The organism is Ruegeria sp. AP12, from assembly GCF_056540025.1.
On the sequence record NZ_JBQFVZ010000001.1, the window covers coordinates 683716 to 700009 of the forward strand.

Annotated in this window: 14 protein-coding genes; 4 read left to right on the plus strand and 10 right to left on the minus strand. The window is 61.1% G+C overall.

Annotated features, from left to right (window positions below; translation table 11 throughout):
* Positions 1-2 precede the first annotated feature (2 nt).
* Positions 3-311, plus strand: coding sequence for a putative quinol monooxygenase (locus tag ACR0E6_RS03485; protein WP_170621885.1), 309 nt, complete (start codon positions 3-5; stop codon positions 309-311).
* Position 312: 1 nt separating this feature from the next.
* Here the strand turns inward: ACR0E6_RS03485 and ACR0E6_RS03490 are convergent, their stop codons facing one another.
* The 4 genes from ACR0E6_RS03490 to hemB form a co-directional block, all read right to left on the minus strand.
* Complete coding sequence (locus ACR0E6_RS03490; protein WP_170621884.1) at positions 313-708, minus strand: nuclear transport factor 2 family protein; 396 nt, start codon at positions 706-708, stop codon at positions 313-315.
* A 107-nt stretch (positions 709-815) separates the two neighbouring features.
* The gene (locus ACR0E6_RS03495; protein WP_480580950.1) at positions 816-3278 is read right to left on the minus strand and encodes a penicillin acylase family protein; all 2463 of its coding nucleotides are present in this window, start codon (positions 3276-3278) and stop codon (positions 816-818) included.
* A 165-nt stretch (positions 3279-3443) separates the two neighbouring features.
* Positions 3444-4016 carry a YSC84-related protein gene (locus tag ACR0E6_RS03500; protein ID WP_170450268.1) on the minus strand — a complete coding sequence of 191 codons (573 nt, stop codon included), beginning with the start codon at positions 4014-4016 and terminating at the stop codon, positions 3444-3446.
* Between the two features lie 144 nt (positions 4017-4160).
* Positions 4161-5159, minus strand: a complete 999-nt coding sequence (gene hemB, locus ACR0E6_RS03505) for a porphobilinogen synthase (RefSeq protein WP_480580952.1) — start codon at positions 5157-5159, stop codon at positions 4161-4163.
* Positions 5160-5278: 119 nt separating this feature from the next.
* On the opposite strand from hemB, the gene ACR0E6_RS03510 reads away from it, so the two are divergent.
* Together ACR0E6_RS03510 and mfd are read left to right on the plus strand one after the other, a co-directional pair.
* On the plus strand, positions 5279-5803 hold the full coding sequence (locus tag ACR0E6_RS03510; RefSeq protein WP_480580954.1) for a component of SufBCD complex: 525 nt from the start codon (positions 5279-5281) through the stop codon (positions 5801-5803).
* 21 nt (positions 5804-5824) lie between these two features.
* Positions 5825-9280, plus strand: coding sequence for a transcription-repair coupling factor (gene mfd / locus ACR0E6_RS03515; protein ID WP_480580956.1), 3456 nt, complete (start codon positions 5825-5827; stop codon positions 9278-9280).
* Here mfd and ACR0E6_RS03520 read toward each other — a convergent pair.
* From ACR0E6_RS03520 to ACR0E6_RS03540, 5 genes are all read right to left on the minus strand, one after another.
* On the minus strand, positions 9277-9954 hold the full coding sequence (locus ACR0E6_RS03520; protein ID WP_170450274.1) for an SH3 domain-containing protein: 678 nt from the start codon (positions 9952-9954) through the stop codon (positions 9277-9279). The genes mfd and ACR0E6_RS03520 overlap by 4 nt on opposite strands.
* Positions 9951-11615 carry a hypothetical protein gene (locus ACR0E6_RS03525; protein WP_480580958.1) on the minus strand — a complete coding sequence of 555 codons (1665 nt, stop codon included), beginning with the start codon at positions 11613-11615 and terminating at the stop codon, positions 9951-9953. Before ACR0E6_RS03525 ends, ACR0E6_RS03520 begins: the two co-directional genes overlap by 4 nt.
* Before the next feature lie 61 nt (positions 11616-11676).
* On the minus strand, positions 11677-12885 hold the full coding sequence (locus ACR0E6_RS03530) for a multidrug effflux MFS transporter (protein WP_170450279.1): 1209 nt from the start codon (positions 12883-12885) through the stop codon (positions 11677-11679).
* Between the two features lie 78 nt (positions 12886-12963).
* The gene (locus ACR0E6_RS03535) at positions 12964-13620 is read right to left on the minus strand and encodes a DsbA family oxidoreductase (protein ID WP_480580960.1); all 657 of its coding nucleotides are present in this window, start codon (positions 13618-13620) and stop codon (positions 12964-12966) included.
* Complete coding sequence (locus ACR0E6_RS03540) at positions 13617-15134, minus strand: class I adenylate-forming enzyme family protein (protein ID WP_480580962.1); 1518 nt, start codon at positions 15132-15134, stop codon at positions 13617-13619. The genes ACR0E6_RS03535 and ACR0E6_RS03540 overlap by 4 nt, the downstream gene beginning before the upstream one ends.
* 64 nt (positions 15135-15198) lie before the next feature.
* On the opposite strand from ACR0E6_RS03540, the gene ACR0E6_RS03545 reads away from it, so the two are divergent.
* Positions 15199-15822 (plus strand): XRE family transcriptional regulator, encoded by a 624-nt coding sequence (locus ACR0E6_RS03545; RefSeq protein WP_170450285.1) that lies wholly within the window; start codon positions 15199-15201, stop codon positions 15820-15822.
* Here the strand turns inward: ACR0E6_RS03545 and ACR0E6_RS03550 are convergent.
* The gene (locus tag ACR0E6_RS03550; RefSeq protein WP_170450287.1) at positions 15811-16050 is read right to left on the minus strand and encodes an SPASM domain-containing protein; all 240 of its coding nucleotides are present in this window, start codon (positions 16048-16050) and stop codon (positions 15811-15813) included. The genes ACR0E6_RS03545 and ACR0E6_RS03550 overlap by 12 nt on opposite strands.
* Positions 16051-16294: the final 244 nt, after the last annotated feature.

Consider the following 16294-nt stretch of genomic DNA (forward strand, 5'->3'; position numbering starts at 1 on the left):
TCATGTCTGACACGCCAGACAAACGCATATTCCTGAACGGGTATCTGGATTTCCCTGCAGATCGGCTGAACGATGTGCGCACGGCATTGCCAGATCATATCGCGCTGACGCGAGCAGAACCCGGCTGCGTGTCTTTCGAGGTTGATGAAGATCAGGACCAGCCGGGTCGGTTCAACGTTTCCGAGGTGTTTGTCGATCAACCGGCGTTTGACGCGCATCAGGCCCGCACGCGCGCGTCCGATTGGTTCAGTGTTACGCAGGGGATCGCCCGGCATTATGTGATTGAAACCGCAGGCGACAGGCGGGGCTAAATCAGCTCCTACCGACCTGCCTTTGATACTCGGCCAGGTCAAACCACCAGGATGAGGATCGCACCTTGTGGTTGGCGTCTAACTCCCATTCCTCCCACCCGCGGGTCACGACCGGGTTGCCGGTTTGCGCGTGGTTGCCCTCCAGCGTCCAAACGAACAGGGCGTGGGTTCCGGCCCATCGCAGCATATCGCAGCGCAGGTCCAGATCGGGGAGTTCCGCGTACAGATCGCGCGCCATCGTGGCTATTGCCTCGCGACCTTCCAGCGGCGTGCCGCCGTTGATGGTCATCTGACAGTCCGGCGCAAAATAGCTGGCGACAGCATCGGCATTACCGGAACTCCAGGCAATGGCGTAGTCGCGCGCGAGGTTGTTCAGGACATCCCGAATACTGGCCATGATCGCCCCCTTGGTCCCACATAGTCGGTAGGGGGATGGTAGGCGAAACCGGGCAGGGGTGCCACGGTGCCTTGCAGCATAGGGCGGGGACTCGCCGACCCGGCGGATTATCGCGGAATCAGAGTGGTCACACCAACGGCGGCGGCCCGCGCCAGATCGATGTCGAGTGACATGGGGATGTATTCTCCGCGCCGCCACAGTTGCGCCTGATCGTCATAGTAGCGCGACAGGAAATGCCCTGACTGACCGGTGGCCGTGATAAAGACGGAACTGTCGGGGTCAGCGAAATCATAGACGCCGCGATAGCCTGCGCCGTGGACATTCTGGAACGGATCCGGCCCTTCGCCCGAGGTGCGCCCGCGCAGCAGCGTGTTGTCACCCCCGCTGGTCGATTGCCGGATATTTACGAAATAGCGCAGGACCGGGACCTGTCCCAGAACCGGATGATCATGCGTCGCCTGATGCGCATCGCCCCAACGCAGCGATTCCAGGGCCGAGCCGTAATTCTCGGAAATCCAGATCAGCGCGTCATCCAGCGCCAGCCGCGCCATGTCGGTGCAGGTTTCCACCGGGGCGCTTTGGCGGACGTCGCACCAGACCGAGGCACCATCGATGTCGCGATAAACCCGTTCGATGAACAAGGGTTCCACATGCTTGAACTCGCTGGCCAGCGGGCCAAGTTCATCCGCGATCAGGCGGATCTGCAACGCGCGCAGCCAGGCGGCATAGATCAGGGGTTCGGGCAGATGCTCGTTCATCTCGCCGTTCCATTCTGCCAGCAGAGACAAGGCGATCTCGCGCTGGCGCTCGGGCGTGCCTTCGGGGGCTGACGCGCCGGTAAACCACAGATCAGCCCCGATCAGCGGCAGCAGCGACCGGGCGGTGAAGCTGACAGTGTCAAGCTGCGCCTCGATAAAGCTGTCGCGGGTGTGGACCTCTCGCGATTGCATCAGGCGTTCCCAGCGATGAACGCGCTGGGTGTCGCCCCATTCATACGAGACATGGTTGGGAAAGGGGCGGTCGATGACCTTGTTATTGGTGTTGCCTAGCAGGCCTCCTAAGGGGGCCACGAATTCGGGGTTGTTGGCATAAGGCAGGCGGCCCTGCCAGCGGTTGGCGTCAAGCCAGCCGGGGGTCGGGATACGGCCCTTGCTCTGGTTTCGCAGGTTGCGTTGCGGCATGGCGCCGATCAGTTTCATGCCGATCGTGTCCCCATCGACCAGTGACAGGTTTTGCGACGGAGCGATAAATTTCTCTCCAACCTCAAGAGCTTCCCGCACGGTGTTCACGTTCATCAAACCCATCGACGCGCTCATCGACGTGTCGTTCGGGCTGAGCGCGGTCCAGGACAGGGAAACCACATGACCGGGTGGCGTGATCGTTTCCAGATCGTAATGGCTGCCGGGCAGAACCGGACCATTCTCGGTCCAGCGCAGGGTCAGGGTAATGGGGGCTTCATCCTTGATCTCGATGATCGAGGGGCGGGTGCGGAATTCCTTGTAGCCGTCTGGGGTCAGGTATTCTTCGGGATTGTCGGGGTTCAACTGCTCGATATGCAGGTCCTGGTCGTCCAGATACGAGGATGTCAGGCCCCAGCCCAACCGGTCGCTGCGTCCGCTCATGACGGCAGGAATGCCGGGTATTGTCGCGCCGATCACGCCGCCATTGGCCAGCCCCAGATGCGCCAGATACCACACACCGGGCGCGGTGAAGCCCAGATGCGGGTCATTCGCTAATAGCGTTCCACCGCTGGCAGACCGTGTGGGTGCTGCGGCCCACGCGTTCGACGCACCGGCAAGCCCGCGTTTGGGGAACGGCGACAGCGGCGTGTCCGGCATGTCTGTTCCGGCTGCATAGCGGGGCAGACCGGGGAACAGCGCGGCATATTCTGGCAGGGCGGCGATGCCGGGGCCGGGGACGTCTGGCAGAATGTCAGAAAGGCGCGCGGGGTCGTTCAGCATCAGGGACGTGCGCGCGCGCAGAACCTCATCCTGCAAATGGCCCGACAATTGCAGCCCCATCAGCTTGATCACCGCAAGGCTGTCACCCGGTTGCCAGGGCGACACGGGGGCGTTGAACAGAAACATCTCGGGCGCGCCACGGCCCAAAGCCTCTTCGTTGATCTGAGTCAGGCGGGTGTTGACGCCAGCGGCATAGGCCCCTAGCGCGGCCTTTGTGTAATCGTCCTGAGCGTCAACCGACCGATGGGCCAAACCATAGAGGTCGAGCCGGCGCAACAGCTTATCGATGGGCACCGTCCGAGCGCCAAAAACCTCGGACAAACGACCCTGAGCGGTGCGGCGCATGACGGTCATCTGCCACAAGCGATCCTGTGCATGGGCATAGCCCAGACCGTAGAACACATCCGGGTCGGTTTCGCCAATGATATGCGGGACGTTTGCAGTGTCGCGAATGATTTCAACCGGGGAGGTTAAGCCTTGAACCTCAAGGGTTTGATCGTATTCGGGCAGGGACTGGCTGGCCAGAAAATAGACCAGCCCGATCGCGGCAAGCACCAACAGGATCAGACCCGAGGCGATACGCACCAGCCAGCGAAAAACAAGACCCATAAATGCCCCTCAATCCCGTTCGATTATCGTTTGCGCAAAGACTAATGGATGGGGCCAGCAACCGAAAGAGGAACGCGGCAGGAACCTGCCCTGACGTACCGAAAATAAGTGCCCCGCCGCACCGGAATGCGACGGGGCTTGCCAGAGGGGTGTGGTGTTCGAAACTTACGGAATGATCCGGGTGTATTTGGTGCCTTCGACCGTTGCGCCGATCTGCAGGCCCGCCTGTCCGAAGACAGCGGCCAGAACCGGTGTGCGCAGCGTGGTTGTGTCGGTCGACAATGAATCGCCCTGATCGCTGACCACGTAGCCGATGTCAGCCCCGGCGGTCCAACCGCTGGAGCGGCGGAAATCGTTCAGTGCGTCCTCGGTCATGAAGAACAAGACGTGTGCGTATTGCTGCGCGCCGATCTGAAGGCCCGCGCTGCCTTTGACGGCCGAGTAATAATCAACCGTCGCACCGTTGATCTGCAACGCGCCGCGCCCGTAGCCGCCACCGAAGACAAACCCGGCTTCGGTGATCAGGGGCATGACCAACAAGCCATTGGCCTTGTTGGCAATTTCAACCGTGTTTGGATAGCGGCTGTACATCTCGGTCAGCGTTGCGGCGACGCGTGCATCAATCGTGGCTGCGTTCGAATTGCCAACGCCGTTGCCGCATGCGGCGGTCAAGGTCAGCCCAGCCATGCCAAAAGCAAAGCCACGACGGCTCAGTCGGGGGGATTGGGAACTGCTCATATGTCCTGTCTCTTGATAAAGGTGCCTGATATGTCGGGTGATCCCGATCTTATGTGCAAGAATACGCCGATTGCCCGTATATGTCACGGGAAAGCTTTGCGCGCCTGCGTATCAATAGGCGAAATATCGCGACAATCCGGGGTTTTAGCCCTGCAGTATCTGTGCAACCTTGGGGGCGAAATAGGTCAGGATACCGTCGCACCCGGCGCGTTTGAAGGCCAGCAGGCTTTCCAGCATGACCTTGTCGCCATCGATCCAGCCGTTCTGCACCGCTGCCTGGATCATCGCGTATTCACCCGAGACCTGATAGGCATAGGTCGGCGCGCCAAACGTGTCTTTCACCCGGCGGCAGATGTCCAGGTAGGGCATACCGGGTTTGATCATCACCATATCCGCGCCCTCGGTCAGGTCGCGTTCGATCAGGCGCAGCGCTTCGTTCGAGTTCGCGGGATCCATCTGATAGGTTTTCTTGTCACCAGTCAGCGCGCCCGATGCGCCAACCGCATCGCGGAACGGACCATAAAAGGCGCTGGCGTATTTGGCGGCGTAGCTGAGGATCATCACGTTATGGTGCCCTGCGCCTTCCAGCGCCGAACGCATCGCCCCGATGCGGCCATCCATCATGTCAGACGGGCCAATGATGTCCGCGCCGGCCTCGGCCTGAGCAAGGGTCATCTTGACCAAGGCTTCAACGGTCCGGTCATTCACGATCTTGCCATCGACCACATAGCCGTCATGGCCGTTGATATTGTAAGGGTCCAGCGCCACGTCGGTCATGATCGCGATCTCTGGCGCAGCCGCCTTGATCGCGCGGATTGCGCGGTTGGACAGGTTGTCGGGGTTCCAGGCTTCGGCGCAGTCTTCCGTTTTCAGTGCTGGATCGGTGTAAGGAAAGATGCAAATCGCCGGGATTCCAAGGGCCTGAGCCTCAACCGCTGCCTTGGCTATCAGATCGACCGAGCGGCGAATGACGCCGGGCATCGAAGGCACCGGTTCTTCCACACCTTCGCCGTCGCGCACGAAAACCGGCCAGATCAGATCGTCCGTAGTCAGCGTATTCTCACGCACCAAGCCCCGAATTGCCTCGGACTGCCGGGCCCGGCGAAAGCGGGTCATGGGGTAGGGGGCGATGGTCGGTTTCATGGCGCGTGCTCCTTGAACATTGCCGCATTGGGTGGCATGAATTCGCCTAGGGCTCAAGGGTACCAATGGACGCGCCGCTGCGATAGAACCCCCTGAGGATTTTGAATAAAGGGCTGGGTTTGGACTGGTACACCTCGATCTTCGAACTCATCGACATGCGCAGCTTTTCGAATCTGTGGTTCTGGATCGTTCTGGCGGTGATGTGGTCCTCGGCCAGCCATTGGGTGATGGGGGTGCCTTACGACCTGGTCGTGCGGGCGCGCCGGATCGGCGGGCAGGTCGAGCTTGATCTGCTGGACATCGTGCGGATCAATTCCAACCGTTTGCTGTATCTGGTGGAAGTGTCGGGCGCAGTCCTTCTGGCGCTGGCCTGTTTTATATTCACCGGATTGGCAACGCTTGGGTTTTATTACGGGGTCGAATTTGCGCAGGCCCTGTTCCTGTTGATGTTCCCGATGACCATCGTCACGGTTCTGAACGTCGTCTACGCCCGTCGCTTGCGCCAGCATGAACTGACGCTGGAAAGGGTGGCAAAAGCCTTGTCTCGGTGTCGGCTTTACACCCAGATCATCGGCATGATCTCGATACTGGTCACTTCCCTCTGGGGCATGTATCAGAACCTCTCGATTGGCGTTCTTGGATAGCGAAATCTGAAAGGCAAGGCGATGAAGGCTCCGAACCACGTGACAGTCGGCGGCGCCCCGGAAGGGTTTGACGCGCAGCTTGTCCTGAACGAGATCGCGCGTTCGGGTGGGCCGGTCTGTCACGTCGCGCGGGATGACAAACGGATGGAGGCGATGCGCGCCGCATTGGCCTTCTTTGCCCCGGACATGCCGGTCTTTGTGTTTCCCGGCTGGGATTGCCTTCCTTATGACCGGGTGTCGCCCAATGCCGATATTGCCGCGGCGCGAGTGGCAACTTTGGCGGCTTTGGTGCACCAGATGCCCGAGCGGTTCGTGCTGCTGACCACGCTAAACGCCGCGACCCAGCGGGTGCCCGCGCGTGACGTCCTGCGCGAGGCTGCATTCACCGCCCGTGTGAACCATCGCGTGGATGAGGACGCGCTGCGCAAGTTTCTGGTGCGCATGGGGTTCACCCAAAGCCCCACGGTGATGGAGCCGGGCGACTACGCGATCCGGGGTGGCATCATCGACATTTTCCCGCCGGGTGAATCCGGGCCTGTCCGGCTAGACCTGTTCGGCGATGTGCTGGACGGCGCGCGTCGGTTTGATCCAGTGTCCCAGCGCACGACCGAGAAGCTGGAGGTGGTTGAACTCGCACCGGTTTCCGAGGTCATTCTGGACGAGGCTGCAATCACGAGGTTCCGCCAGAACTATCGCATCGAATTCGGCGCTGCCGGAACTGATGATCCGCTGTATGAAGCAGTTAGCGCAGGCCGAAAACACCAAGGCGTCGAACACTGGCTGCCGTTCTTCCACGAAAAGCTTGAAACGCTGTTCGATTATCTGCCGGATGCGACAATCACGGTTGATGATCAGGTGACACCGGCACGGCTGGCACGTTGGGATACGATTGCCGATCAGTACGAAACCCGTCGTCTGGCGCTGGAAAACCGCTCGCGCATGGATACGGTTTACAAGCCGACGCCGCCCGGATTGCTGTATATGGATGACGCGGCTTGGGAACAGGCTGTGGGTGACCGGCGGGTGATGCAGTTCAGCCCGCTGCCGCAGGCCAGCGGTCCCGGCGTGATCGATGCAGGCGGGCGGATAGGGCGCAACTTCGCGCCCGAACGGCAGCAGGAAAGCATCAGCCTGTTCGGCGCGCTGGCAGGTCACATCACTGACAAGCTGTCCAAAGGCCCGGTCCTGATCGCCTCGTATTCCGAGGGCGCGCGCGAACGTCTGACCGGGTTGATCGAGGATGAAGGCCTGGCCGAAGCCATTCCCGTCACCGACGGCACCCGTGTCGGCAAACGGGGGTTGCATCTGGCGGTCTGGGCGCTGGAACACGGGTTCGAAACCCCGGACCTGACGGTGATTGCCGAGCAGGACGTGCTGGGCGACCGCCTGATCCGCCAGCCCAAGAAACGCCGCAAGGCCGAGAATTTCCTGACCGAGACCCAATCGCTGTCCCCCGGCGATCTGGTGGTTCATGTCGATCACGGCATTGGCCGTTACATGGGCATGGAAGTGGTCACCGCCGCAGGGGCCGCCCATGAATGCCTGCTGCTGGAATATGCCGAACAGTCCAAGCTGTACCTGCCGGTTGAAAACATCGAACTGCTGTCGAAATACGGCCATGACGAAGGGCTGCTTGACCGTCTGGGTGGCGGCGCTTGGCAGGCCAAGAAGGCCAAGCTGAAAGAGCGCATCCGCGAGATGGCGGACAAGCTGATCCGCATCGCGGCCGAGCGTGCCTTGCGCAAGGCTCGGGTGATGGACCCACCGCCCCACGCGTGGGAGGAGTTCAGCGCGCGATTCCCCTATCAGGAAACCGACGACCAGCTACGCGCGATTTCCGAGGTGATGGAGGACATGCATTCCGGCGCGCCGATGGATCGTCTGATCTGCGGCGACGTGGGGTTCGGCAAGACCGAGGTCGCCATGCGCGCCGCCTTTGTTGCCGCCATGTCGGGCGTGCAGGTGGCGGTGGTTGCGCCGACCACCTTGCTGGCCCGTCAGCACGCGGCCAGCTTCAAGGAACGGTTTCGGGGCTTCCCGCTGGAGGTGCGGCAATTGTCGCGCTTTGTCTCGGCCAAAGAGGCGCAACAGACCCGCGACGGGTTGGCGCGCGGCACGGTGGATATCGTGATCGGCACCCATGCCTTGCTGGCCAAAGGGGTGCGGTTCCAGAATCTCGGCCTGCTGATCATCGACGAAGAACAGCATTTCGGTGTCGGCCACAAGGAACGCCTGAAGCAACTGCGCTCGGACATTCACGTGTTGACGCTGACCGCCACTCCGATCCCCCGGACATTGCAATTGAGCCTGACCGGCGTGCGCGATCTGTCGATCATCGGCACTCCGCCCATCGATCGTCTGGCCATCCGCACCTATGTCAGCGAATTCGACGCAGTCACCATTCGCGAGGCGCTGCTGCGCGAACACTATCGCGGCGGGCAGAGCTTTTACGTCGTTCCCCGCATCTCGGATCTGCCCGAGATCGAAGAATTCCTCAAAGACCAGCTGCCCGAACTGTCTTATGTCGTCGCGCATGGCCAGATGGCGGCGGGTGAGCTCGACGACCGGATGAACGCGTTTTATGACGGCAAATACGACGTGCTGCTGGCGACGACGATTGTCGAAAGCGGGTTGGATATTCCGACTGCGAACACAATGGTTGTGCACCGGGCGGATATGTTCGGTCTGGCGCAGCTCTATCAGATCCGGGGGCGGGTCGGGCGCTCAAAAACCCGCGCCTATGCTTACCTGACCACCAAGCCGCGCCAGAAACTGACCGCGACGGCCGAAAAACGGCTGCGGGTTTTGGGCTCGCTGGACACGCTGGGGGCAGGGTTCACGCTGGCCAGCCAAGACCTCGACATTCGCGGCGCGGGCAACCTGCTGGGCGAGGAACAATCCGGTCAGATGCGCGACGTGGGCTATGAACTCTACCAATCGATGTTGGAAGAGGCGATTGCCAAGATCAAGGCCGGTGAGATGGAGGGGCTGTCGGATGCCGACGACCAGTGGGCCCCGCAGATCAATCTGGGCGTCCCGGTTCTGATCCCCGAGGAGTACGTGCCCGATCTGGACGTGCGTCTTGGCCTCTATCGACGTCTGTCGTCGCTCTCGACCAAGGTCGAGTTGGAAGGCTTTGCCGCGGAACTGATCGACCGCTTCGGTGCTTTGCCGAAAGAGGTGAACACCCTGATGCTGGTGGTGCGCATCAAGGCGATGTGCAAACGGGCGGGGATTGCCAAGCTGGATGGCGGGCCGAAGGGTGCTACGATCCAGTTCCACAATGACAAGTTTGCCTCGCCTCAGGGGCTGGTGGAGTTCATCCAGAACCAGCGCGGCCTTGCCAAGGTCAAGGACAACAAGATCGTCGTGCGCCGCGACTGGAAGAAGGACAGCGACAAGATCAAGGGCGCTTTTGCCATTGCCCGCGATCTGGCGGAAAAGGTTGTGGCCGAGAAGAAAAAGGCGAAAGCCTAATCCCCGGTCACAAAGGTACAAAGCTGCCAGTCGCCCGCGTCGGATTTCACCAGTGCGGCGCGGTAGCCCACCATGGACCACAGGAAATCGCTGTGCATATAGCCGAGTGTGCCATCAGTCAGGCGGACCAGTTGGTATTCGGCGCCGTCCTGATATTCGGGCACCAGAACGACCTCGTGGCTGATGAAGTCCAAAATACCGCCACTGCGCGCTGCGGACCGGCGCAGGGTGACCCGGTCTCCGGTCACGAAATAGGCCAGAAACGGATCCAGCGCGGCGGGCAGAGAGATCTGCCATTGATGCGGCATCCAGAATTCGCCCTGATCATCGAAATAGCCGGGCTGGGACAAAGTGTCTTCCAACGCAGTCCAATAGGCTTCGCGCAGCGCGTCGGCCTGGTGGCGTGTATCCTCGGCCAGCGTTTCGGGCGGTACGGTCAGGCTTTGCCGAAACGCTTCGGGGCCGCTTTCGGTGCCGTGACTGATATAGATATCGGGGCAGGCGGCGGCGATCACGGCCTCGGTATCGCGAGCGGCGACTTTGGCCAGCAGGTTGTCGCGAAACGCCACCAGAGACGGGTCACTGCCCGCCTGATCCACGGGGGTGAAACTTTGGCGATCCGCCCAGACCGGCCCACAGATCAGCGCGGCCAGCGCAAGTTTCAGTGATTTCATTCGGCAGCTCTCATCGCGGCTTGGGCGCAGAAACAGGATGCGCCGACTGCACCGTCGGCTCGTGCCAGCGCAAGGTCAAGCCGTTGTTTGATCTGTTTGATTTCAACCGTCTCGCTGCGCGCTTTCAGGCAATCATGAAGGCCCTTCAGGCTCCAGACATTGTCCGGATGGATCGAGGCGCGGCTGAGGTTTCCGCCCAATCCCAGATCCTTGCGATAGACCGCTTCGGCCTCGGCCACATGGCCTTGTTCGAACAGCAGGGCCCCAAGTGCGTGGCGCGTGGGTTGCATCCAGCCCCACGGCTCATCATAGGGCAAGGTGTCGTCCAACTCGACCGAGCGGCGCAGGTGCGCAAAGGCGATCTCGAAATTGCCTTTGCGGTATTCAATCTCGCCGCGCAGCATCTCGGTTGCGACCTCCAGCAGATCGATAACGCGGTTGTTGTGCAGCCGCCGCGCCTCGGGCACGCAGGCTTTGGCGCTGAGGAACAGCTGTTCCTCGGCTTCGGCCTGCGCCACATCGCCGGTTGCGGCATGGGCGATGGCGCGGGCGTAATGGGTGGTTGCCGTCAGCGTGCGGAACAGGTCGGGGTCTTCGGGCAACTCCAGTGCCTTGGCCTCTTCCCAGCGGCCAAAGCGGATCAGGATATGAGGGCCCATCGACATATAGCTTTCGAAGAAATCCGCCATGGGCGGGCTTTCAACGCGCAGCATTTCTTCGGGCGTGGTGTCCCAAAGCCCCTGATTGGCGCGCAGTGCGGGCTCCATCTGGCCCAGAAACAGCGCGCCATAGATGGTGAAGTGATAGTTGTGCTGGCGATAGCCGGTATAGATGTTGAACGCGCCTTCACGTTCGTAATACTTCAGATCGGCGACCGAGGCCTTTTCGTTCCAGTGCACCACATTCTGATAGTGCCCGCAAAGCACATCGATATGGGTCGGCATATGCACAAGATGCCCGGCATCGGGGACCAGAGTGCGCAGCACGTCGCCCGCTTTCAGAGCCTTCTCGGGGGTCGGCGACATTTCCATCAGGTGAACATAAAGGTGCAGCAGGCCGGGATGAGACATGGCGGCGGGGTCGTTCTCCATCGCCCATTCCAGCACCTCTTGCGCCTCAAGTGTGGCAGCCCCGTCGGCGGGTTTCCCGGTGCTCAGGTCCCACATTTTCCAGGGCGTCAAGTTCAGCAGGGATTCGACATAGATGGTGCGCAGGTCCAGATGTCCGGGCTGGGCAGCGAAGGCTGCGCGCATGGCGTCGGCAAAGTCGAAATCCCATCGATGCATATCCTCGACCGGATCCCGTTGCGGGTAACGCGCAGGCAGGGCGTTGATCAGCGCCTTTTCGACATCGGTACATGTGTCCGTCAGCGCCAGCGCCTTCTGCGCGGCGTCATAGGCTATGCCAAGGGCCTTTTGCCGCCCCCGGTCATCCTGCAATTCCCATGGCAGGTTGTAGTTCGGACCGGCGGCATAAGCGACGCCCCAATGGGCCATGGCGCAGGCCGGGTCATGCTCAACCGCTTTCTGGAAACAGACCACAGCCTCACCGTGGTTATAGCCATAGGTCCAAGCCAGACCCCGGTCGAACCAAAGCTGGGCCTCGGCCGATGATGTGGTGACGGGGCAGGAATAGGTGCCCAAATCGTAATCATAGCTCATCAAATAACCTCCCCCGGAATGTTCAAGGCAGGTTAGCGCGTTTCACGGGATCTGCACAGGGTCAGGCGGGCAGGCGGTTTTCGATCCGGCCCATGTGAACCATCAGACCAAAGGCGACGATGCACATGGTCAGGATGCCCGTTGACAAAGGCGTGATCGAGCCATCGAACAGCAGCCCCACAGGCGCTGCGATGCCAGCGGCCAGCACCGTGGCAACCGATCCGATGACTGATGCGGCCATGCCTGCAATATGTCCCATCGGCTCCATCGCGATGGCGTTCAGGTTGCCCAGCGTGACGCCCGCCATGAAGAAAATCGTGGTTTGCCACACCACAAACAGCGCGAATGAGGCGTTGGGCGACATTGGCAGAGCGTTCAGCGTAATCACCACGGCGGTGATCAGAATCTGGCCCCCCAGCGCCCATGTGACCATGCGGCGCATCCCAACCCGCACCACGAGGGCCGCGTTCAGCAGACTGGCCGAGCCCGAGATCAGGGCCACAAACCCAAACCAGAACGGAAAGCTGTCCGCCCGGTCATGCACCACGTCATAGACGGGCTGCACCATGGTCAGCATGGTGAACAGGATACCCATGCATAAGGTCTGAACCATGATCGACAGGCGCACCGTGGGATGGGCAAACATCTCTTTCGTGGCGGCAACCATCAGTGGCAGCCGGAAGGGGCGGCGGTTTTCCACTGGCAGAGACTCGGGCAGGCGGGTGCCCATCCATGTGACTGTAATCAGGGCAAACAGGATGAACGAGACAAAGATGCCGCGCCATCCGAACAGGGCGATCACGCCTGCGCCCATCATTGGCGCGGCTGCGGGCACCAGCGTAAAGATCATCATCGCAATCGAGATGATCCGCGCCATGATGCGCCCCGAATATAGATCTCGGATAATCGCCATCGCCACAACACGCGGACCCGCCGCGCCAAGGCCCTGAACCACGCGGGCCGCCAGAACCAGTTCCAGAGAGGAACTGGCCCAGGCCACGACCGAAGCCACGATATACAGCACAACGCCGCCGTAGATGACCGGCTTACGCCCAAAGGCATCCGACAAAGGGCCGGTGAAGAACGTCCCAATCCCCATGCCCAGCACAAAGGATGTCAGGATCAGCTGCGCGCGGTTGACGTCATCGGGGCTGAGCTGCGCGCCGATCTCGGGCAGGGCGGGCAGCATCGAGTCGATTGAAAAGGCGATGGTCGAGAACATCATTGCGATCAGCGCAATGAATTCCCCTCGGGACATGCGATTGGCCATGGGCGCTCCTTACCTGTTCGCGCTATCACGGCAGATCAGGTTGCGCCAGACCGGAATTTTGCACAGAGCTCTGTGCTTCTATGCAGAGGAAGCCTCAAGTTGAGACATGATCTCGGCAATCACTTTTTCCCACATTTCAGGGGGTTGCGCGCCCGGAACGGCGTGTTGATTGGCAACGATATAGGTGGGCACCGAATTCACACCCATTTCGCGCGAATGGGTGTCGCGTTTGCGGATATCCTCGCGGTCGGCGTCTGATTTGAGAAGTTTCATGACCACGGCGGCGTCCATACCCGCGCTGTCGGCGATGTCCGAAAGAACCTCGGGGTCGCCAATGTCGCGCGCCTGAACGAAATAGGCGTCGAACAACGCATCGACGACGGCGTTCTGTTTGCCCTCGATCGCGGCCCAGTGGATCAGGCGGTGGGCGTCCAGAGTGTTGGGTGTGCGTTTCATCCCTTCGAAATCAATCGTCAGACCGGCGTTTTCGGCATGTTCGACCACAGGCGCATAGGCGCGCACCGCGCCTTCTTTACCGCCGAACTTACGCTCAAGGTATTCGCGCCGATCCATTCCGGCGTCCGGCATCTCGGGGTTCAGTTGGAACGGGTGCCATTCGATGACAAAAGGATGATCCGGCACCTTGGCCAGCGCCTTGTCCAGATGGGTCTTGCCGATATAGCACCACGGGCAGATCGGGTCGGACAGGATATCAAGCTTGACGGTCTGGGTCATTCGGAGGTCGCCTTGAAATAGGCCGGCAATGCGCGGCGCAGGAGTTTGCCGTTGCCGCCGGTCGGCAACTCGGGAAGGTGAACAAAGGCGCGCGGTTGTTTGTAGCGTGCCAGATTGGCTTGGACATAGGCGTGCAGGGCCGCGTCGTCCAGTCTTTGGGGGCCTGTGTAGAAGGCGGCGATCACAAACGTGTCTGGTTTGACCTCAACCGCAGCCGCGCCGACCTGGGTGATACCGGGATAGTGGGACAGCGCCGATTCAACCTCGACCGGTGAGACGCGATAGCCGCCTGCGTTCATCATGTCGTCGTCGCGGCCCAGATAGGTGATCTGCCCATCCACGGCCATGGCGCCCTGATCGCCGGTCAGGAACCAATCGCCCTGCATCCGGTCCGCGACTTCGTCCGGGGCGTTCAAATAGGTCAACATCAGGCCCGGGTCCGAGCGATGGATGGCGATGGTACCTTCCTGTCCCTGAGGGACTGGCCCGTCCGGTCCAAGGATCGCCACACGGCGGCCCGGCTGTGGTTGCCCGAGCGCTTCGCCGCGTGCCGGATGCGCCGGGCTGGACGAAATGAAGGTCGAGCATTCGGACATGCCATAGGCTTCATACAGCTCGGTCCCGGTGGTCGTTTGCCACTGCGCGTGCAAAGACCGCGACAGCTTTTCGCCCGCGCAAAGCCCATGGCGAAGGTCAGGCAGATCGATCTTGTCGGCTGCTTGCAGCATCTTGCGAACCACGCCCGGAGCAGCCGCAAAAATAGTTGCGCGGCTGTGGCGCAGAAGCTGGGGCAGTGCTGAGATGTCGGTGCCCGGCTCGGGGATCAGGGCGGTCGCGCCAATTGTCCACGGGTCCATCAGGCCGGTGCCCAGCGTGTAGGTCCAGTTGAACGCCCCGGCATGGCACAGGCGGTCGTTCTGGGTAAGCCCGTACCAGCCATCCACCATCATCTGCCGTGCCCAGATCGCGCGGTGGGCGTGGGCCACAGCGCGCGCCTTGCCCGAGGTGCCCGAGGTGTAGACCACATAGGCCAGTCGCTGGGGATCGCCCAGATCAAACGCAGCAGGGGGCAGGTCACGCATGGCGGTCAGCGCAGGCAGGTCGATCTGATGCGGATGCGGGGCGCAGGCCACGGACGGGTCTCGCAGGATGACGGCGGGGTCCAGATCGGCGATCATGCGGGCCGTTTCCGGTTCGGTCAGTTGCGACGATGTTGGGACCGGTACGATCCCAACGGCAATCGCCCCAAGATAGGCGATGGGGAAATCCACCGTGTTTCCCAAGCGCATCAGTGCAATGTCACCGGGTTTCAAACCGGCCTGCAACAACCCGGTGCCCGTGCCCAGAATGGCGCGTTTCAGTCGGCTGTAGCTCCAGTCATCCGTTCCATTCTGGCCGAGGACGGACAGGGCGGTTTTGTCAGGCAACTGATCCGCCTTACGCAAAACATGTGCGGCCAGATTGAACGGTTCAGGGCAGGGGGCGGGCGGCCCCTGATCAAAGATCGACAACATGCTGTCTGGCTAGCGCGGCGCTTGTCGCGTTGCAAGCACGGCTGGCTGGTTCTATAGAAAGGCCATGAGCGACCAAGATCCCAAATCCCTAATCCGCATCGCCCGCGAGTCTGGCGTCGAGACTGAACTCGAGCCGCTGGATCTTGGCGCGCGGGTGCGCGAGCTGCGCAAGGCGCGCAACTGGACGCTGGAACAGGCGGCAACACAGGCGGGTCTGGCGCGTTCAACGCTTAGCAAAATTGAAAACGGGCAGATGTCGCCCACCTATGACGCGTTGAAGAAACTGGCCACCGGGTTGGAAATTTCGGTGCCGCAGCTTTTCACCCCGCCGCAGCGGGATCAGGTGATCGGGCGGATGGCCGTCACGCGTATGGGCGACGGAACCGCGCATGCCACGGTGACATACGAGCACGAATTGCTGGCCGAGACGTTGACCAAGAAGCAGATGTTGCCCTACCGCGCGCGCGTGCGGGCGCGGTCAATGGATGAGTTCGACGGCTGGGTGCGCCATGACGGGGAAGAGTTTCTATACGTGCTGACCGGCGTTGTTCGCCTGTATACCGAGTTCTACGAACCCGTCGAAATGCGTCGCGGCGACAGCGCTTATTACGATGGCAGTATGGGGCATAACGTGGTGTCTGTCAGCGACGAAGACGCAACGATCCTGTGGGTGACGTCACTTAACTAGATGAGCGTGGGACAGTTCGTGGTTCAGGCGTTCCGTGAACAGAAAATCCTCAACCTCTTCCCGGGCTTCGTTCACGGTCAGATGATGACGCTCGGCCAGGTAGGCCTCGAACTGTTCACGGTTGTTCCACACGCGATCCATGTCCTGATCCCTCAGGTTTGGAAATCGTCGTTTGGCACGGGCATAGGTCGCGCCCAGGTCCTGCGTCAGATCTGTCCAGTTCAACATGTGCGAGCTTCCCTTGGTTTGCTTAGGACTGCTCTCCCCCACAGACAGCGTACGTATGTGTTGGCGTGACCTCGGACATGACAAAATGTCGCAGTCTGTTTTGGGGTGGTGCCGAACGAAAATGCCCGCTGCGGACATCCCGCAACGGGCGATCGGACCTGCAGTTCAGTGTGAGTGGCAGCTGGTCCGTTTGTTCTGTGTCAGGACATGAGCGACACGCGATAGGTGTCCGTAAAATAACAAT